21 protein-coding genes and 1 other annotated feature are annotated in these 23828 nt (G+C 36.6%); of the genes, 2 read left to right on the top strand and 19 right to left on the bottom strand.

Annotated features, from left to right (window positions below):
• Nucleotides 1-44 precede the first annotated feature (44 nt).
• The gene (locus tag NSQ18_RS02865; protein ID WP_016837474.1) at nucleotides 45-611 is read right to left on the bottom strand and encodes a TetR/AcrR family transcriptional regulator; all 567 of its coding nucleotides are present in this window, start codon (nucleotides 609-611) and stop codon (nucleotides 45-47) included.
• A 200-nt stretch (nucleotides 612-811) separates the two neighbouring features.
• On the opposite strand from NSQ18_RS02865, the gene NSQ18_RS02870 reads away from it, so the two are divergent.
• Together NSQ18_RS02870 and NSQ18_RS02875 are read left to right on the top strand one after the other, a co-directional pair.
• Nucleotides 812-2494: an NFACT RNA binding domain-containing protein gene (locus NSQ18_RS02870; protein WP_016837475.1), complete on the top strand. Its 1683-nt coding sequence runs from the start codon at nucleotides 812-814 to the stop codon at nucleotides 2492-2494.
• Nucleotides 2495-2736: 242 nt separating this feature from the next.
• Nucleotides 2737-4665, top strand: a complete 1929-nt coding sequence (locus tag NSQ18_RS02875; RefSeq protein ID WP_339288896.1) for a serine hydrolase domain-containing protein — start codon at nucleotides 2737-2739, stop codon at nucleotides 4663-4665.
• Nucleotides 4666-4713: 48 nt separating this feature from the next.
• Here the strand turns inward: NSQ18_RS02875 and pyrE are convergent, their stop codons facing one another.
• The 18 genes from pyrE to NSQ18_RS02965 all read right to left on the bottom strand — a co-directional run bounded on the left by pyrE (nucleotide 4714) and on the right by NSQ18_RS02965 (nucleotide 23817).
• A complete protein-coding gene (gene pyrE, locus NSQ18_RS02880) occupies nucleotides 4714-5343 on the bottom strand; it encodes an orotate phosphoribosyltransferase (RefSeq protein ID WP_016837477.1) in 630 nt (209 codons plus the stop codon).
• Nucleotides 5343-6041, bottom strand: coding sequence for an orotidine-5'-phosphate decarboxylase (gene pyrF, locus NSQ18_RS02885; protein WP_016837478.1), 699 nt, complete (start codon nucleotides 6039-6041; stop codon nucleotides 5343-5345). The genes pyrE and pyrF overlap by 1 nt, the downstream gene beginning before the upstream one ends.
• Nucleotides 6041-6952, bottom strand: coding sequence for a dihydroorotate dehydrogenase (locus tag NSQ18_RS02890; protein ID WP_016837479.1), 912 nt, complete (start codon nucleotides 6950-6952; stop codon nucleotides 6041-6043). The genes pyrF and NSQ18_RS02890 overlap by 1 nt, the downstream gene beginning before the upstream one ends.
• Nucleotides 6949-7722, bottom strand: coding sequence for a dihydroorotate dehydrogenase electron transfer subunit (locus NSQ18_RS02895; RefSeq protein WP_168411958.1), 774 nt, complete (start codon nucleotides 7720-7722; stop codon nucleotides 6949-6951). The genes NSQ18_RS02890 and NSQ18_RS02895 overlap by 4 nt, the downstream gene beginning before the upstream one ends.
• On the bottom strand, nucleotides 7719-10916 hold the full coding sequence (carB, locus tag NSQ18_RS02900; protein ID WP_016837481.1) for a carbamoyl-phosphate synthase large subunit: 3198 nt from the start codon (nucleotides 10914-10916) through the stop codon (nucleotides 7719-7721). Before carB ends, NSQ18_RS02895 begins: the two co-directional genes overlap by 4 nt.
• Nucleotides 10903-12006, bottom strand: coding sequence for a carbamoyl phosphate synthase small subunit (locus NSQ18_RS02905; protein WP_016837482.1), 1104 nt, complete (start codon nucleotides 12004-12006; stop codon nucleotides 10903-10905). The genes carB and NSQ18_RS02905 overlap by 14 nt, the downstream gene beginning before the upstream one ends.
• The gene (locus NSQ18_RS02910) at nucleotides 12006-13280 is read right to left on the bottom strand and encodes a dihydroorotase (RefSeq protein WP_016837483.1); all 1275 of its coding nucleotides are present in this window, start codon (nucleotides 13278-13280) and stop codon (nucleotides 12006-12008) included. The genes NSQ18_RS02905 and NSQ18_RS02910 overlap by 1 nt, the downstream gene beginning before the upstream one ends.
• Nucleotide 13281: 1 nt before the next feature.
• Nucleotides 13282-14151 (bottom strand): aspartate carbamoyltransferase catalytic subunit, encoded by an 870-nt coding sequence (locus tag NSQ18_RS02915; protein WP_339288901.1) that lies wholly within the window; start codon nucleotides 14149-14151, stop codon nucleotides 13282-13284.
• A gap of 134 nt (nucleotides 14152-14285) precedes the next feature.
• Complete coding sequence (locus tag NSQ18_RS02920; protein ID WP_016837485.1) at nucleotides 14286-15617, bottom strand: solute carrier family 23 protein; 1332 nt, start codon at nucleotides 15615-15617, stop codon at nucleotides 14286-14288.
• A 21-nt stretch (nucleotides 15618-15638) separates the two neighbouring features.
• Complete coding sequence (gene pyrR / locus NSQ18_RS02925; protein WP_016837486.1) at nucleotides 15639-16184, bottom strand: bifunctional pyr operon transcriptional regulator/uracil phosphoribosyltransferase PyrR; 546 nt, start codon at nucleotides 16182-16184, stop codon at nucleotides 15639-15641.
• Nucleotides 16185-16478: 294 nt separating this feature from the next.
• Nucleotides 16479-17393 carry an RluA family pseudouridine synthase gene (locus NSQ18_RS02930; protein WP_168411956.1) on the bottom strand — a complete coding sequence of 305 codons (915 nt, stop codon included), beginning with the start codon at nucleotides 17391-17393 and terminating at the stop codon, nucleotides 16479-16481.
• Entirely contained in the window at nucleotides 17390-17869 is a 480-nt protein-coding gene (gene lspA / locus NSQ18_RS02935; protein ID WP_016837488.1) for a signal peptidase II, read from the bottom strand. The genes NSQ18_RS02930 and lspA overlap by 4 nt, the downstream gene beginning before the upstream one ends.
• Before the next feature lie 183 nt (nucleotides 17870-18052).
• Entirely contained in the window at nucleotides 18053-18196 is a 144-nt protein-coding gene (locus NSQ18_RS02940; RefSeq protein ID WP_016837489.1) for a hypothetical protein, read from the bottom strand.
• A gap of 199 nt (nucleotides 18197-18395) precedes the next feature.
• Nucleotides 18396-21158, bottom strand: a complete 2763-nt coding sequence (gene ileS / locus NSQ18_RS02945; protein WP_339288906.1) for an isoleucine--tRNA ligase — start codon at nucleotides 21156-21158, stop codon at nucleotides 18396-18398.
• A 100-nt stretch (nucleotides 21159-21258) separates the two neighbouring features.
• Nucleotides 21259-21489 (bottom strand) — a binding site (T-box leader).
• A 71-nt stretch (nucleotides 21490-21560) separates the two neighbouring features.
• Nucleotides 21561-22115 (bottom strand): DivIVA domain-containing protein, encoded by a 555-nt coding sequence (locus tag NSQ18_RS02950; protein WP_016837491.1) that lies wholly within the window; start codon nucleotides 22113-22115, stop codon nucleotides 21561-21563.
• An 86-nt stretch (nucleotides 22116-22201) separates the two neighbouring features.
• A complete protein-coding gene (locus NSQ18_RS02955; RefSeq protein ID WP_168411952.1) occupies nucleotides 22202-22987 on the bottom strand; it encodes an RNA-binding protein in 786 nt (261 codons plus the stop codon).
• An 84-nt stretch (nucleotides 22988-23071) separates the two neighbouring features.
• Nucleotides 23072-23335: a YggT family protein gene (locus tag NSQ18_RS02960; protein WP_016837493.1), complete on the bottom strand. Its 264-nt coding sequence runs from the start codon at nucleotides 23333-23335 to the stop codon at nucleotides 23072-23074.
• A gap of 23 nt (nucleotides 23336-23358) precedes the next feature.
• Nucleotides 23359-23817, bottom strand: coding sequence for a cell division protein SepF (locus NSQ18_RS02965; RefSeq protein WP_016837494.1), 459 nt, complete (start codon nucleotides 23815-23817; stop codon nucleotides 23359-23361).
• Nucleotides 23818-23828: the final 11 nt, after the last annotated feature.

Consider the following 23828-nt stretch of genomic DNA (forward strand, 5'->3'; position numbering starts at 1 on the left):
TTCAATACATTTTATTGACCGCTGGTTAAATAAATATAAAAAAATTAACACACGCCTTTAAGTAAAAATTTTACGTGATGAATTGCTGCATTCTCTATATCTTCATAACTTACAACATGGGATAAATAGTGACTAACAAAACCATGCAAAGAAATAAAAATTGACCATATATCCTTTAATTGCAATTTTTTATTTGATAATGTGTATAAAGCATTGGCAAACTTCTCATATACCTTCATCGGTTGTTCATTGATGAAATTGCGTACCTCATCATCTTTTAGCATAAACATTATTTCATAATGGCTCTGATGGTTTAAACCAAACTTGATATACCCAAGCATACATTGCTCAAGTTTTTCTAAATTTTCAATGTCCTTCTCTAATACATTGTTTAATTCCTGTTCTAATAGAACAAAATATTCCTTCACCAATGCAAAAAATAATTCTGCTTTACTTTGAAAATGATAATACAAAGCACCGTGGGAACAGCCAAGTTCTTTTGCAATTTGACGCATCGAAACTTGCTGATAGCCATTTTTTACGAATAAATCTCTTGCAACATCCATAATCATTTTTGGCGTAAGGACAGGTTTAGACGCATCTCTTGCCATAATAAATCCTCCAGTCATTCTAGTTGCATTAAATTAATTGACCACTGTTCAATAATAAGATAATTCAAAGGTTTTAAAATGTCAAATGCTTCTTCTCATTAAACTTTAAATATTTTATGAATTGCATTAGAATCAATGCAGAGATATAAAAACATGATAAAATAATATATCAGTGATTTTTCAAGAAAAGAGGAACAATTATGGCATTTGATGGATTATTTACAGTAGCGATGATCAATGAGTTGAAGAGACTTGAAACTGGTCGAATTTCAAAAGTTCATCAACCAAATGCATTGGAAGTAGTGCTCCATATCCGAGCAAGAGGGAAAAATGAAAAATTATTATTTTCTATTCACCCATCATATGCACGAGTTCACTTAACAAAAGAATCGATTGAAAATCCACAAGAACCACCAATGTTTTGCATGCTCCTCCGCAAACATATTGAAGGCGGCATTATTACTCGAATTGAAAACAATGGTTTTGAGAGATTGATTACTTTTCACATTGAAAGTAAAAACGAAATTGGTGACCAAGTGACTCGGAAGTTAATCGTTGAAATAATGGGACGACATAGTAATTTAATTTTAGTTGACGATGAAAATAAAATCATCGATGGATTAAAACATTTACCACCTTCCGTTAACAGTTATCGAACAGTGCTTCCAGGATTTGAGTATATCCATCCACCAGCACAACAAAAAGCCAATCCGATTACAATATCTGATGAGGAGATTACGAACTTTTTCTCAAATGAAAAAACATCACAAGAAGTAGTTGCTCATTTTGCTGGATTTTCTCCTTTTCATGCTAAAGAATTATTGCATCGAATGAAGGACGAAAACAATAAAATTGAAATATTCCGCACGTTTATAAACGAAATTCTTGCTAGTGCTAATCCTACTTATTTAGAAGTTGATGGAAAACCTTATTTTTCACCGACAACAATTACTCATGTATCGAGGAAAAATACGTTTTTTGTTGATTTAAGCTCCCTCCTAGACCGAGCATTTTACGCAAGAGCTGAAAGGGACCGTGTAAAACAACAAGCGGGCGACTTAGAACGCTTTTTACAAAATGAAATCAATAAATTGAAAACAAAATTAAAAAAGTTACATAAAGATTTAGAACAAGCTTCCAAATTAGATCAATACCAATTATATGGCGAACTATTAATGGCTAATTTATACCAATTCGACAAAGGCATGAAGGAAGTTACCGTAACGAATTACTACAATGAACAAGAATTGACAATACCATTAGATGAAAGAAAAACACCTATCGAAAATGCCCAAAGCTATTATTCGAAATACAATAAAGCTAAACATGCGCTCATTCGGGTAAAAGAGCAAATTGATAAAACAAAAGAGGAAATTGAATATTTTGAAATGCTCATCAACCAAGTAAACCAAGCAAGCCCAACGGATATTGAAGAAATTCGTGATGAACTAGCAGAACAAGGCTATTTGAAAAAACGAAACAAAAAACAAAAGCAAAAACAATTAAAACCTGTTCCTGAAAAATTTATGTCATCAACAGGGGTTCCTATATCGGTCGGCAAAAACAATAAACAAAACGACTATTTAACCTTTAAATTAGCTAAAAAATCCGATACTTGGCTTCACACAAAAGATATTCCAGGATCACATGTCGTCATTCATTCGGATAATCCAGACGAGACAACATTGAAAGAAGCTGCTATATTAAGCGCCTATTTTAGCAAAGCAAGAAGCTCCTCTTCTGTACCAGTAGACTATACGAAAATTCGACATGTGAAAAAGCCGAATGGAGCAAAACCAGGTTTCGTGATTTATTTTGAGCAAAAAACGCTCTATGTCACACCGGATGAAGAAGTTGTATTAAAACTTAAGAAAAAAGATTGATCTTTTTATTATTGTAGTGCAAACCTATACGACGGTTTGTACTATTTTTTTAAAATAATTCAAGCCTTCTGGTTTATAAATAACCCTAAAGCTTGAGCCTTACTAAAAATAATCAACAACCTCTTTTTTCCAAACACCTTTTGTTAAAATATTGGCTCAATATTATTGCATTACCAAGTTATTAATTACTCTATAAATGCATAGAAATTAACGATTCATCTGTAAAATTTTCAGGAGGAATAATGATGCAATTCAAATTTATTCATTGCCTCAGTATATTCGTACTACTATTTGCATTTCTCATTCAATCACCTCAAAAGGCAAAGGCATCAGAATTTCATAAATCACAAGCTGAAATCGAACAGTTTTTTGATGAATTTTTTTCAAAGGAGATGTCAAAAAAGCATGTTCCAGGTGTCGGTTTCATATTAGTGAAAGATGGAAAAAGAATAATTTCAAAAGGATACGGCTACGCAAATATTGATAAAAAAATTGGGGTTGACCCAGAAAAGACTCTATTTCGGGTTGCTTCATTATCAAAAATTTATGTACTGATGGCAATTTTAAAATTGCAAGAAGAAGGCAAATTATCGGTTCATGATGAAGTATCAAAATATTTAGCAGAAGATGATCCACTTATCCATCGATTGAAAGGAATTAAAATTCACCATTTGCTTACCCATACAGAAGGCTTTCCATCTAAAGATGTTGGAACTTTTGTGTTAAATGCGGATGCCATTCCGCCTCTTCATGACACATTAATAAAAGATTTGAGAAAACCAACTATTCAACCCGGTACGGGCATTGCCTACGGTGGAATGGGTTCCGTATTAGCTGCTCATATTATTGAAAATATCACTGGAAAAGCATTTGATGTTTATGTAAAGGAAAAAATTCTTCAGCCGCTTTCTATGAACTACAGTACATTCTCTCAAACCATTCCAAAGTCATTACAACATAGTCTAGCCACTACCTATTTATTTGAAGATAATAAGTTTATTGAAACAGAGTTTTTATATGGCTCCACTCCGCCTTCAGGAGGTCTAAGTAGCACTCCAGCAGAAGTTAGCAATTTACTAATTGCCTTAATGAAAAATGGCACATTTGATGGAATCGAAATATTAAAACAAGAAACAGTACAATCTATGATTCAAGCGCAATACCGTGGACATGACAATCTAGCAGGTGTTACTTATGGATTTTTTGAATTCTTTCAAAACAACAAAAGGACACTTGTTAGAGATGGCAGTGGATTTGGAGTAACAACCAGAATGTTGTTTATACCTGAAGAACAAATAGGATTCGTATATTTTCAAAATATTCGAGGTGATGATTTACTTAATGAATTAACCACTACTTTTTTCGATTACTTTTTTGAAAAGAAAGCAAAAAAGACTGGTATTCCCTTAACATTAGAGGAAGCAAAGAAATTAGAAGGTACTTATCGAGCAATCCAGCAACATCAAAATATCATGAAAGTTGGTAGCTTTTTCTCCGGGATGATGATTGATATTACTGCAAATCATGATGGCACTTTACAACTTGTTGTTTCAGGTCCAGGCGATACAGCAGGTTGGGGAGGATTTGAAAAAGAAGCAACGCTCACACAAATTGAACCGATGCTGTTTCAACGTAGTGATATGGAAGGATATGTTGCTTTTGAAAATCTTGACGGAAAATTATTGATGCATACAGGTAATGGTTATCACACCACTTATGAAAAAATTCCTTGGTATGAAAAAGTGATATCACAGCTAGTGTTCCTAACTATTTTTACAATACTATTTGTCATAACACTCATCTATTCAATCATCCATTTTATTAAAAGAAATAAGAAATTCTATGCTTATATGGAATTGCCTTTCCTTCAACTCTGTGGAGTAATTAGTTTATTAAATCTTTCATTTCCATTTCCAATCTTTCAATTATGTTTTATAAATCAAATAGCTGGATTCCCTGCAGTTGCGTTTGGCCTACCAAAACTCGTACAAATATTGCTATATGTACCTGTGATTACTGGCATTTTGACCATGTTACTGTTTGGATTGTATTATCAATTGTATAGAAACGTTTCGAATAAAAGAAAAATCGGCTATTTCGTCATTCTAATGGGTTGCCTACTTTTCATCCCATACTGCATCTACTGGAGATTTTTTCCTGGTTTTGCATAATAAAAAAATTCTCCTGAATCATTTTAATGACTCAGGAGAATTTTTTTATTATAATCTACCAGCTTTCAAATCTTCATGCCAATTTTTTAAGAATGGAATATCGTCGGACTTAATAGCACCAGAATCTTTTGCCGCTTCAATTAAATAGTCGAAATTCGTTAAGCTGACATACTTTATACCCTCATTTTCAAAAGCATCCTCGGCTTTTGGCAAATTGTATGTATAAACACATACAACACCCACGACTTCGCATCCTGCATCTCTTAATGCTTTTACTGCAGTAAGTGATGAACCGCCAGTTGAAATGATGTCTTCTACAACAACTACCTTCTGACCTGGTTCTAGTTTCCCCTCAATTTGATTGCCTCGTCCATGTTCTTTCGGTTTGGAACGCACATATACCATTGGCAATTGTAATACATCACTCACCCATGCAGCATGAGGAATTCCTGCTGTTGCTGTGCCTGCAACCACTTCTGTTTCAGGAAAATGTTCTTTAATTTTTTCCGCTAAACCTTTCGCAATTTGTTTTCTTGCTTCTGGATAAGAAATTGTTAAACGTGTATCACAATAAATGGGTGATTTAATTCCACTTGCCCAAGTAAATAATTCCGATGCGTTTAATTCAACAGCACCTACTGATAACATGATTTGGGCAATTTCTTTTTCAATAGCCATTAAATTCCCTCCCAAAGTTGGCATACCTTTTTATAAGCTTCTACAGGATTTTCTGCTTTAGTCACTGCTCGTCCAATAACAATATAAGAAGAGCCATTAATTCGGGCATAGTCAGGAGTTGCAATCCGTTTCTGATCGTGAGCATCTCCACCAGGCAGTCGAATTCCAGGTGTCACTCGTAAGAACGTTTCTCCACATACATCCGCAATATTTTTTGCTTCATGAACAGAGCAAACAACTCCATCTAATCCAGCATCTTTCGTTAATTGTGCATAATGCAATACTGAATCTAACAAGGATAAAGGGATTTTTTGCTCCTTTTGCATTTGTTCTTCCGTTGTAGACGTTAATTGAGTCACGGCAATGAGCATTGGCCTTTTGTCAGCACTTCCTGCCTCTAATCCTTCAATGGCTGCTTCCATCATATTTTTTCCGCCGGCTGCATGCACATTTACTAAATCAACGCCCAAACGAGCTAGCCCTTTCATTGCAGATTTCACTGTATTTGGAATGTCATGAAGTTTTAAATCAAGGAATATATCATGTCCTAAATCCTTAATTTTTCTTACAATATCAGGACCTTCTTGATAAAAAAGCTCCATTCCAACTTTTACAAACAATTTTTCATCGAATTGGTTTAAAAACTGAAAAACTTCAATTTCACTCGGAAAATCTAACGCGATAATCGGTTTGTTCATTAACGATGGCTCCTTCCGATAATCTCTTTAATATGCTTTACTCCAAGCTCATCTAACTTCGCTGGAAGGGCATCAATTATATTCGGACAAATGAAAGGATCGATAAAGTTCATTGTACCTACTGCAACTGCTGATGCACCAGCAGACATAAAGTCGATTACGTCTTGAACGCAAGAAATGCCACCCATACCGATAATCGGAATATCTACCGCTTTATATACTTCATAAACCATTCGTAAAGCAATCGGTTTTACCGCTGGACCGGATAGTCCTCCTGTAACATTGGCGATGACTGGTTTTCCAGTTTTTTCATCGAGTCGCATGCCCAATAATGTATTAATCATCGTAATTCCATCGGCTCCGCCTATTTCAACCGCTTGTGCCATTTCCATGATATTCGTTACATTAGGTGAAAGTTTCACATATACAGGAACTTGAGAAACGGCCTTCACTTGTTCTACAAGTTCTCTAGCAATCACAGGGTCTGTTCCGAACGTAATGCCTCCTTGCTTAACATTCGGGCAAGAAATATTTAATTCTAATGCTTTTACATTTGGAGCAGTTGAAATGCGTCTTGCCACTTCCACATAATCTTCCGGTGTAGTACCTGCTACATTAGCGATAATCGGCACATCAAAGCGTTCTAACCAAGGTAATTCTTCAGCCATGACTTTTTCGAGTCCTGGATTTTGTAATCCGATGGCATTCAGCATTCCAGCAGGTGTTTCTGCTACACGAGGCGTCGGATTTCCAAGTCGGGGTTCTACTGTCGTTGCTTTAATCATAATGGCTCCCAACTTGGAAAGGTCATACAACCCGGCATATTCACGGCCAAATCCGAAACAACCAGAAGCAGGCATAATCGGATTTTTTAATTGTAAACCAGGGAGTTGGATATCTAATCGATTCATAATTTCACAACTCCTTTCTCAAATACAGGACCATCTGAACAAATTTTAACGTAGTCTTTCTCTTGCCCTTCTTCCGTTTTGCAAATGCAAGCAAAACAAGCTCCAATGCCGCAGCCCATACGTTCCTCAAGGGATAAATATCCTTTTTTCTCCTCATACATTGAAGCTAATGCTCTTAACATCGGCAGCGGGCCACATGAATAAAAGATATTAAAATCTGGATTTAATTCATTCAATAAATCCGTAACGAATCCTTTAAAACCTTTTGATCCGTCATCCGTTACATAATAGGTTTCGCCTAATTTTGTAAACTCTTCTTCATAAAACGCTACTTCTTCTGTTTGGAAACCAAGTACATGGATAGTCCGAACGCCTTTAGCATTTAACTGTTTTGACAGTTCATAGAGGGGTGGAACACCAATCCCTCCTCCAACAAGAAGAGCCGTTTCACCTTCACGTGCTTCTTCAACTGGAAAACCGTTACCGAGAGGACCTAATACGTCCACCTCATCGCCTACTTGTTTCTGAGATAAAACTTTTGTCCCTCTACCTTGTGCTCGATAAATAATTGTAAATTCTTCTGCTTCTTTCTGAATATTCGCTATACTAATTGGGCGTCTTAACAAAGGCTCCAACAAATCTGAAACTCGTATATGAACAAATTGTCCAGGAGACATCTCCTGAACAATTTGACCTTGCAAAGTCATTTCAAAAATGTCTTTTGCAATTTCCCTTTGGCTTACTACCGTCATACGTTCTTGTCGAATCATGAATATACCTCCGCTTTCGGCATTTCCTGTATTGCAAATGTCATGGATTCAATGACTGTTATTAAAGCGTTAGCTGTATCCAATGATGTTAAACAAGGAATGCCGTTTTCAACAGTTTCTCGACGAATGCGGAAACCGTCGCGGGCAGGTTGTTTTCCTTTCGTTAAAGTATTAATTACAACTTGGGCATCACCGTTTTGGATTACATCCACCAACGTTTTACCTTTACCACCAATTTTATCTACTACTTCTGTTCGAATACCTGCTTCTTCAAATTTTTTCGCTGTTCCTTCTGTCGCCATGATGCGATAACCTACAGATTGGAAACGTTTGGCAAGACTAATTGCTTCTTCTTTATCTTTATCCGCTACTGTAAATAACACAGTTCCATACGGTTTGATTTCTATACCTGAAGCAACCAACCCTTTATATAATGCTTTTTCTAAAGTAATGTCTTTCCCCATTACTTCACCAGTTGACTTCATTTCAGGTCCTAGTGTGATATCGACGCGTCGTAGTTTTGCAAAGCTAAATACAGGTACTTTTACGTATACACCTTTTTTCTCTTCAACTAGACCTGTTTCGTAACCTTGTTCAACGATTGATTGACCTAAAATCGCTTTTGTTGCAACATTCGCCATCGGAATGTTTGTAATTTTGCTTAAGAACGGCACTGTTCTTGATGCACGAGGGTTTACTTCAATGACATATACATTTCCATCTGAAATGACATATTGGATGTTCATTAATCCGACAATATTTAATCCTCTAGCCAATCTTGTTGTATAATCCACAATCGTTTCAATTTGTTTTTGCGTTAAACTTTGCGGTGGGTAAACGGAAATTGAGTCACCTGAGTGAACCCCAGCACGTTCAATATGTTCCATAATGCCAGGAATGAGTACATTTTCTCCATCAGAAATCGCATCTACTTCTACTTCTTTTCCTGTTAAATAACGGTCAATTAATACAGGATGATCTGGAGAAGCTTCTACCGCATTTTCCATATAATGTTTCAATTCATTTTCGTTATAAACGATTTCCATCGCACGGCCGCCAAGAACGTAAGAAGGACGAACCAATACCGGGAAGCCGATTCTCTTTGCAATTTCCAATGCTTCATCCAATGAAACCGCAGTGTCCCCCTCTGGCTGTGGAATTTCTAATTCTTTTAAAGCTTGTTCAAACAAGTCGCGATTTTCTGCTCTGTCGATATCTTCTAATGATGTACCTAAAATTTTCACACCATTTGCTGCAAGTTTATCTGCTAAGTTAATTGCTGTTTGTCCACCGAATTGTACTACTACTCCAATCGGTTTTTCCAAATCGATAATGTGCATTACATCTTCAATCGTTAAAGGCTCAAAGTAGAGTTTATCGGAAATTGAAAAGTCTGTTGATACCGTTTCAGGGTTTGAGTTGATAATAATTGCTTCATACCCTGCTTCTTGAATTGCCCAAACCGAATGCACTGTTGCATAGTCGAACTCAACGCCTTGTCCAATTCGGATTGGACCAGAACCAAGAACGATGACAGATGGTTTATCGGAAACAATCGATTCATTTTCTTCTTCGTAAGTTCCGTAATAATAAGGAGTTGCTGATTCAAACTCCGCTGCACAAGTGTCAACCATTTTATAAACCGGTACAATACCATTCGCTTTGCGAAGTTCGTAAATTTCTTTCGCTTCCATATCCCAAAGCTCAGCGATTTTTTGATCTGCAAAGCCTAGACGTTTTGCTTGTTTTAACACTTCTAAATCATTTTTATTTTCAGAAAGAACAGTCTCCATGTCGATAATGTTTTTCAGTTTATATAGGAAGAATAAATCGATTTGTGACCATTTATGAATTTGTTCCACAGCGACACCGCGGCGCATTGCTTCAGCGATAAAGAATAGCCGTTCGTCGCCTGCTTTCTTAATGCGTTTTTCAATCCAGTTATCATCATGATCTTCTGCATGTTTTAAATCGATATGATAATGGCCAGTCTCGAGAGATCGAACTGCTTTTAAGATCGCTTCTTCAAAATTACGTCCTAAAGCCATTACTTCCCCAGTGGCTTTCATTTGCGTACCTAAATTACGTTTTGCAGATTCGAATTTATCAAATGGCCAACGAGGAATTTTTGCCACTACATAGTCGATGGCAGGTTCGAAGTCTGCATATGTAGTGCCAGTAACAGGGTTTTTAATTTCATCCAGCGTTAAACCAACCGCAATTTTTGCAGCGATTTTTGCAATTGGGTAACCTGTTGCTTTAGATGCTAAAGCAGATGAACGAGAAACACGAGGATTTACTTCAATTACATAATATTTAAAACTATGTGGATCAAGTGCTAATTGTACGTTACATCCACCTTCAATTTTTAATGCACGGATAATATCTAATGAGATGTTACGTAGCATCTGATATTCCCGATCAGTTAACGTTTGGACTGGTGCTACTACAATTGAGTCACCAGTATGAATACCAACTGGATCCACGTTTTCCATGCTACAAACTACAATCGCATTATTTTTTGAGTCGCGCATTACTTCAAACTCAATTTCTTTGTAGCCTGCAATTGATTTTTCAAGTAGACATTGTTTCACTGGGCTATATTTTAAACCGCTTGAAACAATTTCTTCCAACTCTTGTTCATTGTGACAAATACCTCCACCAGTACCTCCTAGCGTAAAGGCTGGTCGAACAATCACTGGATAACCGATTTTTTCAACAAAAGCTTTTGCTTCTTCAACACTATGAACGATGTCGGATTCAGGAACTGGAGCACCTAATTCAAACATCAAACTTCTGAATAATTCACGGTCTTCTGCATGATGGATTGCTTCTAATTTTGTTCCTAATACTTCTATCCCTAATTCATCCAAAATACCTGATTTTTGAAGTTCAATTGCCATATTTAAGCCAGTTTGTCCACCAAGTGTTGGAAGTATGGCATCTGGTCTTTCTTTTCGCAATATTCGGGAAACAAACTCTAAACTAATCGGTTCGATATAAACCTTATCTGCAATTTCTGTATCTGTCATAATCGTTGCAGGGTTTGAGTTTATTAGAATCACTTTATATCCTTCTTCTTTTAATGCAAGACAAGCTTGAGTACCAGCATAATCGAATTCTGCAGCTTGTCCAATAACAATAGGACCTGAACCAATAACTAAAATGCTTTCAATATCTTTACGCTTTGGCATATGCTATTTCCTCCCCTGCTCGTTCCATTAATGCAATAAATTCATCAAATAAATAGTTCGAATCTTCCGGACCTGGTGAAGCTTCCGGATGGAATTGCACTGAAAAGACTGGATGTTTTTTATGTTTTAAACCTTCGATCGTACCATCATTTAATGAAACATGCGTAATTTCTAAATCAGTACCTTCCAATGAGTTTTCATCGATTACATAACCATGGTTTTGCGAAGTGATTTCAACAACACCAGTTTGAAGATTTTTTACTGGATGGTTTCCACCACGATGTCCGAAAGGTAACTTATAGCTCTTCGCACCGCAAGCTAATGCAATCAATTGGTGTCCTAAGCAAATACCAAACATCGGAACTTTCCCAATTAATTCTTTGATTGTTTCAATAGCTTCTGTTACATCGGCGGGATTACCTGGACCATTGGATAATAGAATGCCTTCTGGACGAAAACTCATGATTTTTTCAGCAGGTGTATTATAAGGAACTACAAGAACATCACAATGACGATTATTTAATTCACGCAATATCCCGTTTTTCATTCCAAAGTCCATTAGCACTACTCGTTTCCCTCTACCGGGACTTGGGAATGGCATTTTTGTCGAAACTTCTTTTACATGATTTTTCAAATAAGGCGTTTCATTTAATTGTTTAACTATTTCTTCTACATTCACTTCCTCGCCTGCTGCAGTTAACATCGCACGAACTGCGCCTTTTGAACGAATGATGCGAGTAAGTTTTCTTGTATCAATTCCTTCAATTCCAGGAATATTATGTGTTTTTAAATACTCATCCAAAGTGATTTCAGAACGGAAATTTGATGGGATTTTCGTTAATTCACGAACAACAACACCTCGAATAACAGGAGCAATCGTTTCAAAATCATCGCTGTTTATTCCATAGTTACCGATTAATGGATAAGTAAATGTTACAATTTGACCGTAAAAAGAAGGATCAGTAATTGTTTCTTGATACCCAGTCATCCCAGTTGTAAAAACAACTTCTCCTTGACTGCTTTGTTCACTTCCAAACGCTTCTCCCTGAAATACTGTCCCATCTTCCAAAATTAAGAGACGTTTTTTCATCATTCTTCCTCCTTATAAACCACATTTCCTTCAAAGATTGTCATGACCGGCCAACCTTTTGCTTTCCATCCATTGAATGGCGTATTGCGACCTTTAGAATAAAACTCATTTGCATCAATTGTTTTCTCTTTATTTAAATCAATAATTGTTAAGTCTGCAGGTGCACCTACCTCAATTTTTCCATAAGGAAGCTCGAAAATTTCAGCAGGTTTTGTAGCCATCCAATCCACTAATTGTTTTAGTGTAAAAATTCCTGTTTCTACAAATTTTGTATAAAGCAATGGAAAGGCTGTTTCAAATCCTACAATTCCAAAAGGAGCTCCAACCATTCCGCAACATTTTTCTTCAGTAGTATGTGGTGCATGGTCTGTGGCGATGCAATCGATCGTACCATCAAGTAATCCTTCAATTAAAGCTTTTTTATCTTCTGAAGCTCGTAACGGAGGATTCATTTTCCAATTTGCATCATCACTTGGAATGTCCATATCTTCTAATAGGAGATGATGTGGACAAACTTCTGCAGTAACACGAATGCCCGCTTTTTTAGCATCTCTTACTGTACGAACGGATTCTTTCGTAGAAACGTGACAAACATGATATCTTGCCCCAGCTGCCTCGGCAAGTAATACGTCCCGCGCAATTTGTACCGATTCACAAACGCTTGGAATTCCAGGTAATCCTAATTGTTTATTACGAACCCCTTCGTGCATTACCCCGCCATAGATTAATGAGTTATCTTCACAATGGGCAACAACAATTGCACCAACTTTTGCTGCATCTTGCATTTGTTCATACATTGTTGCAGCAAGTTGAACGCCCACGCCATCATCTGAAAAAGCTACAGCACCATGTTCTTTTAATTCAGCGATATTGGTACGTTTTTCCCCGGCTTCATCAACAGTAAGTGAGCCATAAGGAAGGACACGAACCACTGCACTGTTTTTAATTAATCCTTTAATATATTCAAGGTTTTCAACAGAATCTGGCACAGGCTTTGTATTTGGCATAGCACAAATTGTTGTAAATCCACCTCTAGCAGCTGATCGAGTGCCCGTTTCAATTGTTTCTTTATGTTCAAAACCAGGTTCCCTTAAATGAACATGTACATCGACAAATCCTGGAGAAACAAAATTTCCTTTTCCATCAATTACTTCAGCATTTTCTGGTTTTGATTCACCGATTGCAGCAATTTTGCCTTGTTCAATCGTGATAGTTGTTTTAACAAGTTCACCGTGGTCATTTAACATCTTGATATTCTCTATAAACGTCGCCATGTTATCTCTCCTTCAAAATTGTTTCAAGAATTGCCATTCGAACAAATACACCGTTTTGTACTTGTTGAAAAATTCTTGAACGTCCGCATTCCACTAGTTCTGAAGCAATTTCCACATCCCGATTGACTGGCGCCGGGTGCATGATGATTGCATGTTCCTTCATTTGCTTTTCTCGTTCGGGTGTCAACCCAAATTGTTGATGATAATTTTCCTTTGAAAAATATACATCATGTCGTTCATGTTGAATTCGAAGCAACATAATCACATCACTTTCTTCTAACAGACCGTTCCATGCGTGCTGTGCCTCAAAATCACCGGCCCATTCAGGAGGACAAAGGAAATTTACATTTACTCCTAATCGTCGCAATGCGATGGCATCAGATTTTGCTACTCTGCTATGAGAGATATCCCCTGCAATCGTTACTGTTAAACCTTCGAAGCGTCCAAATTCTTTATAAATCGTATATAAATCCAATAAACATTGGGATGGATGCTGCCCTGTTCCATCACCGGCGTTAATAATGCCGACATTAATTCCTTCGAGCAATTCTTTATAGTATTCATCTTCCTTTGCACGAATGACAACCGTATCAAGTCCAATCATTTCCAACGTTTTTACAGTATCGTACAAAGTTTCCCCTTTTAGCATACTTGAAAATCCTGCTTCAAAGGGGATGACTGTACATCCTACTTTTCGTTCTGCCATTTCGAAACTTGTTTTTGTTCGAGTGCTTGGTTCAAAAAATAAATTCGCTACATAATAGGAGCGTTGTAGCTTTGTTTCCGCTCCCTGTTCAAATTCTCTTGCTCTTTCTAAAATAGCCAACACTTCATCGTTTGATAAATGTTCCATTGAAAGTAAATTCTTCATTGTCAGTTTCCTCCTAATTTTATTTACACTCATTGCCATATACATGGCTTAGGAGGGATGACAAGTATGCACTTGCCATTCGTCTCCTTTTTTGCCTCACTGGACAAATCATTAAAGGATTATTGAATATCTTCTTATTTAAATTCTTCTATATTCTTTTCTCTACCCGGAAGGATTAAGTTTAAGATAACGCCAACAATAGCAGCAAGTGCCATACCTTCAATCGCAAATGCTTCAGTAAATCTGATTGCAGCGCCACCAATTCCCACCACTAAAATGACAGATGCTATAACCATGTTGCGGTTTTGACCAAAATCAACTTTGTTTTCTACAACCATTCGAAGACCACTTGATGCTATAATACCGAATAATAGGATGGAGATTCCTCCTAAAACGGCTGTTGGAATTGTTTGTACTAACGCCATTGCTTTACCGAAGAATGAAAGTAATATTGCAATCACTGCAGCACCCATGATGACATACACTGAATACACTTTCGTAATGCCTAATACACCAATGTTTTCTCCATAAGTCGTTTTCGGTGGACCACCAATTAGCGCACTTACAAATGTACCTAAACCATCACCAAGAATGGAGCGGTGCAATCCTGGATCTTTAATATAGTTTCGTTCAACGATTTTTCCTAATACGAGTTGGTGACCGATATGTTCTGAAATCGTTACGATCACAATTGGAACCATGGCTAATAAAATTGTTGATGTTACGTTAAACTCATAATGAATTCCAGGAATTAAAAAGTCTGGGACTGCAAACCATGATGCTTCTTTTACTTTTGTAAAATCTACGATACCGATGATTGCGGAATATATATACCCGACTACTAATCCTAAAAGAATTGGCATCGCGCTTAAAATATTTTTAAAGAACACGTTGAAAAATATCGCTGCAAATAAAGTCACTAATGCTGCTGAAAAATGCCAGCCACTATATTGTTTTACTAATTCTGTTTGACCTGTATCAGAATTTACTTGTTCCACTGAAATATTCATTGCCATATCTACCGCTACTCCAGCAAGTCCAAGTCCGATTACCATAATAACTGGTCCTACTACAACAGCTGGCAATATTTTCATAATCCATTTATAGCCGGTTTTATATATTAGTAATGAAACAATTCCATATACTAATCCAACTGCCATCGCACCAATCATTGCATTTCCAGGATTCACTGCTGCACCCTCTGGATCTAAACCGCCAGATACTAATAACATCGGTGCAATAAATGCGAAGGATGAACCTAAATAAGCTGGTACTTTAAATTGTGTTACAATCAAAAAGATTATTGTTGCAATACCGCTTGTTAAAAGTGCAATCGCTGGACTTAACCCAACTAATTGGGGCACTAAAATCGTCGATCCGAACATGGCAAACATATGTTGAAAACTTAATGTAATGAGTTGTCCACTAGAAGGTTTTTCATTAATATCGATAACTTGATTTGACATAATTTTACCTCTCTATCTTCATTAGTTTGATTTGTGTAAAGTAACTTGATCTTTTCCGTCTACTTCTGTTACATGAACAACAATTTTTTCAGAACTGGAAGTCGGAATGTTTTTCCCTACATAATCTGCCCGAATTGGCAATTCCCTATGTCCTCTGTCAATTAATACAGCAAGCTGAATTTGAGCAGGACGCCCTAAATCCATCACTGCATCAAGTGCTGCGCGTACAGTTCTACCTGTATAGAGCACGTCATCAACAAGAACTATTTTTTGATCATTCACAACGTAATCAATATCCACTTGTTGTACAGTTGGCTCGTCCTCATCAAATTTCGTAGATAAATCATCGCGGTATAATGTAATATCTAATTCACCTGTGCGAACTTTTGTACCTTCAATTTTTTCGATTCTCTCAGCCAATCTCCTTGCAAGATAAGTACCGCGAGTCCTAATGCCAACTAAAATAACTTTGTCAATTCCCTTATTTCGTTCAATAATTTCGTGAGCAATTCTCGTTAACGCTCGGTTCATCGCCTGTGCGTCTAACAATTCTGTGACTTGAGCCATTCATAAATTCCTCCTTATTTCATAATCCAATCACTTTGCACAAAAAAACCTCTTAAGCCGTCAGCTTAAGAGGTTGAAGTTACAGTAAAATAGTATGTTGGTATAGTAATTGAGTACAGTAATCCCTGTAAAATTGGGTACACTTCACCCTAATTAGATATAATTATACCCATTCCATCCAACATATCTCATTACCTTTTCAGCCTCTCTGGACTGCCATTAAAGGTACTCATATTTTATTGTCGTTTGATGTTATTCTACTTCTGTAAAGTATAGAACTAATTATCTTCCAAGTCAACACTCTTTTCTTAATTGTTCAAGTAAATTTACAAAATCATGAGGTAAAGGTGCTTCAAATTCCAAAAATTCATTTGTTCTAGGATGCACGAAACCTAAAACACCTGCATGTAAAACTTGTCCTCCAAAATCAATCGTTTTCTTTGGACCATATTTCGGATCTCCCACTAATGGATAACCAATATATTTCATATGAACGCGAATTTGATGAGTGCGTCCTGTTTCTAATTGACATTCCACTAATGTATATTTTCCTCCAAAACGTTCCAACACTTGGAAATGAGTAATTGCTTCTTTTCCATTGTTGACAACAGCCTGTTTTTGGCGGTCTTTCGGATCCCGACCAATAGGAGCATCAATTGTACCTTTATTATGTGGAATATGTCCATGAACTAATGCAGTATATTTTCGTTTTACTGTTTTATTCACTAACTGTTCAACAAGCGAATGATGGGCTTGGTCATTTTTAGCAACCATTAACAGACCAGAAGTATCTTTATCGATGCGATGAACAATCCCTGGACGAAGAACCCCGTTAATTCCAGATAAATCTTTACAATGATACATTAAGCCATTCACTAATGTACCTGTCATATGTCCTGGGGCAGGATGAACTACCATCCCCCTTGGTTTATTCACAACAAGTACATCAGAATCTTCATACACAATATCCAACTCTAAATTTTCAGGGATTACTTCAAGTATTTCAGGTTCGGGAACATCTACTTCAATAGAATCCCCTTCTTTTACTTTATATTTAGCCTTTACTTCCTTGCCGTTTACTTTTATTAGCCCTTCTTCAATCCAATTTGATATTTGTGTTCTGGACCAGTCCTCTTGAATAGTTGATAAAGCTTTATCAATTCGTTCTCCTGCTTGTTCTGCTTCAATTGTTATGGATACAACTGTCATTGTTTCACCTTTCTCTGTTCTTTTTGATCTTCCTTTAATATCACAATAATCAACATGACTACGGATATCGTCAATGCCGCATCAGCTACATTAAAAATAGGAAAATCATAGCGGATAATTGGAATGAAAACATCAATAAAATCAACCACTTCACCTCGAAAAACTCGATCGATAAAGTTGCCGATTGCCCCACCTAATAAAATCATTAAACTAACGCCAAGTAAAGGCTTATTTTTTCCTTCTTTATGAAAATAATAAATCACACCGACAATTACAATAATCGTGACAATATAAAAAATCCACATTTGTCCTTGAAGCATTCCCCAAGCTGCTCCACGATTTCGATGACTTAAAATACCAATCCAAGGATCCCAAATGCCAATCCTATCACCTATTTGCATCCTCGTCACGATAAACCATTTTGTAATTTGATCAATCAATATGATGAATAGTGCTAAAACGTAGTATTTAAACACATTCTTTCCCCCGTTTGCCTATATATCTTCATTATTCTAACATATTCCTTCAATTAATACAGAGAAACTATTCCTTTTATTTCAATTCCTATGTAAAAAAAAAATATTGTGTAAATACTACTTCCATTTAATATGATAATCCTCCTACTTGTGCGTTTGCCTTTCGCACTTGCGCAGATATCTTCATTGCTTCCTTTCCGCTCGTGCAGATAATTCTTTAACTTGTGCAAATACACTCCTCACTCGTGCAAATAATTTTTCAACTTGTGTGGATACACTTCCCACTCGTGCAGATAATTTTTCAACTTGTGTGGATACACTTCCCACTCGTGAAGATAATCCTTCAACTTATGCGGATACAGTGTAAACCACTCCATTAAATGGAAAAAATCTTTTGTAACAACCTTAAAAATTCATGAATCGTTCCATTAAATTTCTTCTACTAATCATTTTATAAAAAAAGATGTATTTGCAAACAAAAAAACCGCCCTTGAATTACATAAGTAATTCAAAAGCGGTCTATTAATTATTCGTAATGATTGATTACAATTTCTGCACAGCGAGCACACAATGTTGAATGTTTTTCGTTTTGTCCAACAGTTTCAGCATAAGACCAGCAACGTTCGCATTTTTCGCCATTCGCTTTCTCAACAGCGATGGATGTTTTATCTAACTCTACAGCATTGTTTGGTGCATCTTTTCTATTGCCTAGAACAACAAATTGTGATACGAGTGAAATTTGTTTAAAGTCAACATGTTCATCATTTAATAATGCTAATACTTCTTCATCATCTGCATAAACAGCCACTTTTGCATCTAATGGTTTACCAATGATTTTCGCGTTTCGTGCCTCTTCTAAAGCTTTTAATACTTCGTCACGAATCTCCATCACTTGATTCCATTTTTCACGAAGTTCTTTGAAGTTGCTGCGTTCATCAACTTCTGGGAAGTCTGTTAATTGAACAGAAGCTTCTTCTTCATTTAAATATGACCATAATTCATCCGTCGTATGTGGGATGATTGGTGTTAGAACCTTTAATAATGTATGCAAGCAATCATACATCACTGATTGCATCGCACGGCGAGCTGGATTGTTTGGCGCCTCAATATATACTACGTCTTTCGCAACATCTAAATAGAATGCTGACAATTCAACAGACACAAAGTTGTTGATGGAATGATAAACTGCTGAGAAATCATATCTGTCATATGCAGCACGCACTTGTTTTAATACATCCTGCAAGCGCATGTACATATATTGATCCACTTCACGCAATTCTTCATATGGAACTCGGTCCGTTTTTGGATTGAAATCATATAGATTCCCGTGTAAATAACGAAGCGTATTTCGGATTTTACGATACACTTCAGAAATTTGTTTTAACATGTCCATCGAAATACGAACATCACCTGTATAATCTACAGAAGCAACCCATAGACGAAGAATATCCGCACCATATTGTTTCATCACTTGTTCAGGAGCGATGACGTTTCCAAGGGATTTACTCATTTTGCGTCCTTCACCATCTAAAACGAACCCATGAGATAAAAGCCCTTTATATGGAGCATGTCCATTAATTGCAACAGATGTAATTAACGATGAGTTAAACCATCCACGATATTGGTCAGAACCTTCTAAATAAAGGTCAGCAGGATATTTCATGCCTCGTTCAACAAGCACACCTTGGTGAGTGGAACCAGAATCGAACCACACGTCCATAATATCTTTTTCTTTCGTAAATTTTCCGTTTGGACTGCCTGGATGAGTAAAACCTTCAGGTAATAAATCTTTTGCTTCTTTTTCAAACCAAATATTTGAACCGTGTTCACAGAACAATTTTGCTACGTGAGCAATTGTTTCTGGTGTAATAATTTCTTCTCCATTTTCAGCGTAAAATACCGGAATTGGCACACCCCAAGCGCGTTGACGGGAAATACACCAGTCACCACGATCGCGAATCATGTTGTAAAGGCGAATTTTACCCCAGCTTGGTGTAAATGTTGTATTTTCAATCGCTTCCAACAATTGATCGCGGAACGGTTCGATGGAACAGAACCATTGCGGCGTTGCACGGAAAATAACCGGTTTTTTTGTACGCCAGTCATGTGGATAGGAGTGCGTAAAGAAATTTAATTTTAATAAAGCTCCGACCTCTTTTAATTTTTCAGTCACCACTTTATTGGCATCATCATAGAACATGCCTTCAAATCCAGGTGCTTCATTAGTATAGCAGCCTCGGTCATCGATTGGGCTCAATACGTCCAAACCGTATTTTTTCCCTACGATATAGTCGTCTTCCCCGTGTCCAGGTGCAGTATGAACACATCCAGTACCTGCATCGAGTGTTACGTGTTCTCCAACCATTACTAAAGAATCGCGGTCATAGAATGGATGTTTCGCAACAATATATTCCAATTGTTGTCCTTTTACTTCTTGAACGATTTCAACTTGTTCCCATCCAATTTCTTTTGAAACGTTTTCAATCAATTCTTTTGCAACGATATATAAGTTGCCATCCACTTTCACAACGGCATACGTAAATTCCGGGTTAACAGAAATACCTAAGTTAGCTGGAATTGTCCAAGGTGTAGTTGTCCAGATGATGAATTTTGCATCTTCAGGAACAACGCCTTTTGCGTCTTTAATTTCAAAGCTCACATAAATGGATGGTGATTTCACATCTTTATATTCAATTTCCGCTTCCGCCAATGCAGACTCGGAAGACGGAGACCAGTAAACAGGTTTTAACCCTTTGTAAATGTACCCTTTCTCCGCCATGCGGCCGAACACTTCAATTTGGCGGGCTTCGAATTCAGGTTTTAATGTAATGTATGGATTTTCCCAATCACCCCGTACGCCTAAACGCTTGAATTGGGCCTTTTGATTTTCAATTTGTTCGTAAGCATATTCTTCGCAAAGTTTGCGGAATTCGGCAATTGACATTTCTTTGCGATTAACACCTTTTTTCGTTAACGCATGTTCAATTGGAAGCCCGTGCGTATCCCAACCTGGAATATATGGAACATGGTAACCTGTCATAGAACGATGACGGTTAATCATATCTTTAAGGATTTTATTTAATGCATGTCCAATATGAATATCCCCGTTTGCATATGGAGGACCATCATGTAATACGAATTCTGGACGACCTTTCGTACGGTCATTTACCAGCTTATTAATATTCATTTGTTCCCATTTTTCTTGAATTTTTGGTTCGTTAACCGGAAGATTTCCACGCATTGGAAAATCAGTTTTAGGCATTAATAACGTATCTTTATACTCTACCATTCAACTTCCTCCTTTAATTATTTTGACCTATACGTATTTTTAAATTTGGATTTTGCAAAATAGAAAATCACTCTCAAAATAAAAAAAGTTTCTCTATCCCTATAGGGACGAGAAACGATTGCCCGTGGTACCACCCTTATTCACAACGTCAATAAAATAATTGACCGTTGCCTCATGACACTGTAACGTCGTGTAAAACGAAATCACTTACTTTCCTTTCAGTGATTTGGCTCAGGAGCGATTTTCTTTTTTGCTGCTTGTTCGAGCTTCCACCGCCCTCGAATCGCTAGTTGCCGCAAGCAAAAAATACTGTCTCCGTCAACACCTATTATCCCTGTTGATTAAATTCCTGTGTATCAGTATATGAAAATCATACCACCCAGTCAAGTATTAAGAAAATTATTACAATTTTTCTTGTTCTGATGTACTATTTTTAAGAAATTCTTCTTCATCCTCTAACTTAAATTGTTCTTGTATCTCCGTTAATCCAATATCGTATTCCATTAAGTGATCCCAATCATCGGCATTCAACAAGTCCAACTGCGCTTCTACTAACATTTTGAAACGGTTTCGGAATACTTTTGATTGCTTTTTTAATGCATCAATTTCAATTGTTATTTTCCGTGCTTTTGCTAATGCTTCATTGACAATACGATCCGCATTTTTTTCCGCTTCTTTAATGATAAGTTTTGCCTCTTGTTGAGCATTTCTGCGTACTTCCTCTGCCGCTTCTTGCGCTACGACAATCGATTTTTGCAAAGTATCTTCCATTGTATTATAGTGCTCCATTTGAGCAGTCATTTGTTTTACCTTTTCTTCAAGCTCTTTTTTCTCTCGAATAATGAGCTCATAATCTTTAATAATTTGATCTAAAAATTCATTTACTTCGTCTTCTGCATAACCTCGAAAAGCCCTCGTAAATTCTTTATTATGTATATCAAGAGGTGATAGTGGCATGGTCTCGCACTCCTTTAGTCAAAATGTAAGCTTATAATTATTATAACGTTCGATGAAGTTCTTTACAGTAAATTTTTAAAACAATCTTACTTTCGCTCAAATAGTCCTATTGTTAATCGAATTTTGTCTTTTTTCGTTCGCCCTTCAATACGTGTAATTTTGAAACGCCCAAAGCCTCGACAAGAAATTGTATCCCCTTCTTGCAGCTCATAGGATGTTTCTTCACAAAGAGCAAAATTAACTTTTACTTTACCTCCACGAATTAAGTTTTGGGATTTTTGCCTTGAAATATTAAAACTATTTGATAATATCGCATCTAATCTCATTGAAGATACAGTAAGCACTTTCTCTATCCATTCATCTTGCGGAAGAATTAGCTCTTCCATGTTTTCTAATTCATCAATCCGCACATTTACCCTGCCGATTTTCGTCAAATTAGTTTTCACGTATAGCGCAATCTCTTTTGTACAGGCAAACTGAATAATTTCCTTATCAATGCGGATGTCCCCAAAATGTTTGCGGTCAATTCCTAAGGAAAGCAAAGCTCCTAACACATCCGGGTGCCTTAATTCAACGAACTTGGAAGGGAATGTTAATTTTAATATGATAATTTCAAAATCTTTTATAGTTGGTTCAAAATAGGATGGGGCAATGTACAGTCTTTTCCTTTCCGCTTCTTGAAACGCCCCTTCACTATAAACGTTAATTTCATCATGAGTTCCAATAATGGATTGTACTATATGTTGTTCTCTCGGATCTAAGAACACGGTTAATTTCGGGGCATATCGATCTTCCACTTCTTTTTTCCATTCAATGACACGTTCGATAAATGGTTGTTCATCTTTTCGAAAATGTTGCAAAATATTCTGCATGTCGTCAACTCTCTCATGAATAATTCAGAAAATAAAGAACATTATATAAAAAGGATGTGACTCTTCTTTGAGCCGCACCCATCGTTAAAATAGAATATAACTTAATACTTTATAAACTCCACGCTCAATAAATGTGAGAACAATTAAGGCGATAATTGGTGAAAAATCAATCATTCCAATCGGTGGAATAAATTTTCGGAAAAACCCTAAATAAGGTTCACAAAACTTTTCTAATATCTGACCAAAAGCAGTACCTCTAGATGCTGGAACCCAAGACATTAAGATATAAATAATCAACATTAATGAATAAATTTGAAATCCTATCGATATGATTTGTATGATTGCCATAAATTCCTAATTACCTCTCTATTTTAGATATCGTCGTAATAATAATTGGAAATTTCACCTTGCACTTCAACATTTTCTGGAGTGCATAGAAAAATATTGTCACCAATTCGCTGAATATCCCCACCTAGAGCATATACGGTGCCGCTTAAAAAATCAATGATGCGCTTTCCAGCCTCATGGTCAATTCGTTGAAGATTGACGATGATGGCACGTTTATTTTTTAAATGCTCAGAGATATCTTGTGCTTCAGCATACACCCTTGGCTCTACTATAACGACTTTGGCGTTTTTCAATGAATTTGCAGATTGAATATTAATAACATTTAACGTTTTCTCTTCACCATGGCTATTGACAATTTTTTTCGTTTTCCTAGTTACAGTCTCTTGTGGTAATGAAACTGGTTCTTTTGCTGTTGGTTGAATTTCTTGCTCTTCTTCTTCATCTAAGTAAAAGAAATTTTTTAATTTGCTAATCATGCCCATCTTTTCAACCT

The sequence above is a fragment of the Ureibacillus sp. FSL K6-0786 genome (genome assembly GCF_037965165.1).
Taxonomy (GTDB): Bacteria; Bacillota; Bacilli; order Bacillales_A; family Planococcaceae; genus Ureibacillus; species Ureibacillus thermosphaericus.

Excerpts from the sequence above, each read along its gene's own strand:
- NSQ18_RS02865 (WP_016837474.1), bottom strand. The coding sequence starts at position 611 with ATGGCAAGAGATGCGTCTAAACCTGTCCTTACGCCAAAAATGATTATG.
- NSQ18_RS02870 (WP_016837475.1), top strand. The coding sequence starts at position 812 with ATGGCATTTGATGGATTATTTACAGTAGCGATGATCAATGAGTTGAAG.
- NSQ18_RS02875 (WP_339288896.1), top strand. The coding sequence starts at position 2,737 with ATGATGCAATTCAAATTTATTCATTGCCTCAGTATATTCGTACTACTA.
- pyrE (WP_016837477.1), bottom strand. The coding sequence starts at position 5,343 with ATGGCTATTGAAAAAGAAATTGCCCAAATCATGTTATCAGTAGGTGCT.
- pyrF (WP_016837478.1), bottom strand. The coding sequence starts at position 6,041 with ATGAACAAACCGATTATCGCGTTAGATTTTCCGAGTGAAATTGAAGTT.
- NSQ18_RS02890 (WP_016837479.1), bottom strand. The coding sequence starts at position 6,952 with ATGAATCGATTAGATATCCAACTCCCTGGTTTACAATTAAAAAATCCG.
- NSQ18_RS02895 (WP_168411958.1), bottom strand. The coding sequence starts at position 7,722 with ATGATTCGACAAGAACGTATGACGGTAGTAAGCCAAAGGGAAATTGCA.
- carB (WP_016837481.1), bottom strand. The coding sequence starts at position 10,916 with ATGCCAAAGCGTAAAGATATTGAAAGCATTTTAGTTATTGGTTCAGGT.
- NSQ18_RS02905 (WP_016837482.1), bottom strand. The coding sequence starts at position 12,006 with ATGAAAAAACGTCTCTTAATTTTGGAAGATGGGACAGTATTTCAGGGA.
- NSQ18_RS02910 (WP_016837483.1), bottom strand. The coding sequence starts at position 13,280 with ATGGCGACGTTTATAGAGAATATCAAGATGTTAAATGACCACGGTGAA.
- NSQ18_RS02915 (WP_339288901.1), bottom strand. The coding sequence starts at position 14,151 with ATGAAGAATTTACTTTCAATGGAACATTTATCAAACGATGAAGTGTTG.
- NSQ18_RS02920 (WP_016837485.1), bottom strand. The coding sequence starts at position 15,617 with ATGTCAAATCAAGTTATCGATATTAATGAAAAACCTTCTAGTGGACAA.
- pyrR (WP_016837486.1), bottom strand. The coding sequence starts at position 16,184 with ATGGCTCAAGTCACAGAATTGTTAGACGCACAGGCGATGAACCGAGCG.
- NSQ18_RS02930 (WP_168411956.1), bottom strand. The coding sequence starts at position 17,393 with ATGACAGTTGTATCCATAACAATTGAAGCAGAACAAGCAGGAGAACGA.
- ileS (WP_339288906.1), bottom strand. The coding sequence starts at position 21,158 with ATGGTAGAGTATAAAGATACGTTATTAATGCCTAAAACTGATTTTCCA.
- NSQ18_RS02950 (WP_016837491.1), bottom strand. The coding sequence starts at position 22,115 with ATGCCACTATCACCTCTTGATATACATAATAAAGAATTTACGAGGGCT.
- NSQ18_RS02955 (WP_168411952.1), bottom strand. The coding sequence starts at position 22,987 with ATGCAGAATATTTTGCAACATTTTCGAAAAGATGAACAACCATTTATC.
- NSQ18_RS02960 (WP_016837493.1), bottom strand. The coding sequence starts at position 23,335 with ATGGCAATCATACAAATCATATCGATAGGATTTCAAATTTATTCATTA.
- NSQ18_RS02965 (WP_016837494.1), bottom strand. The coding sequence starts at position 23,817 with ATGGGCATGATTAGCAAATTAAAAAATTTCTTTTACTTAGATGAAGAA.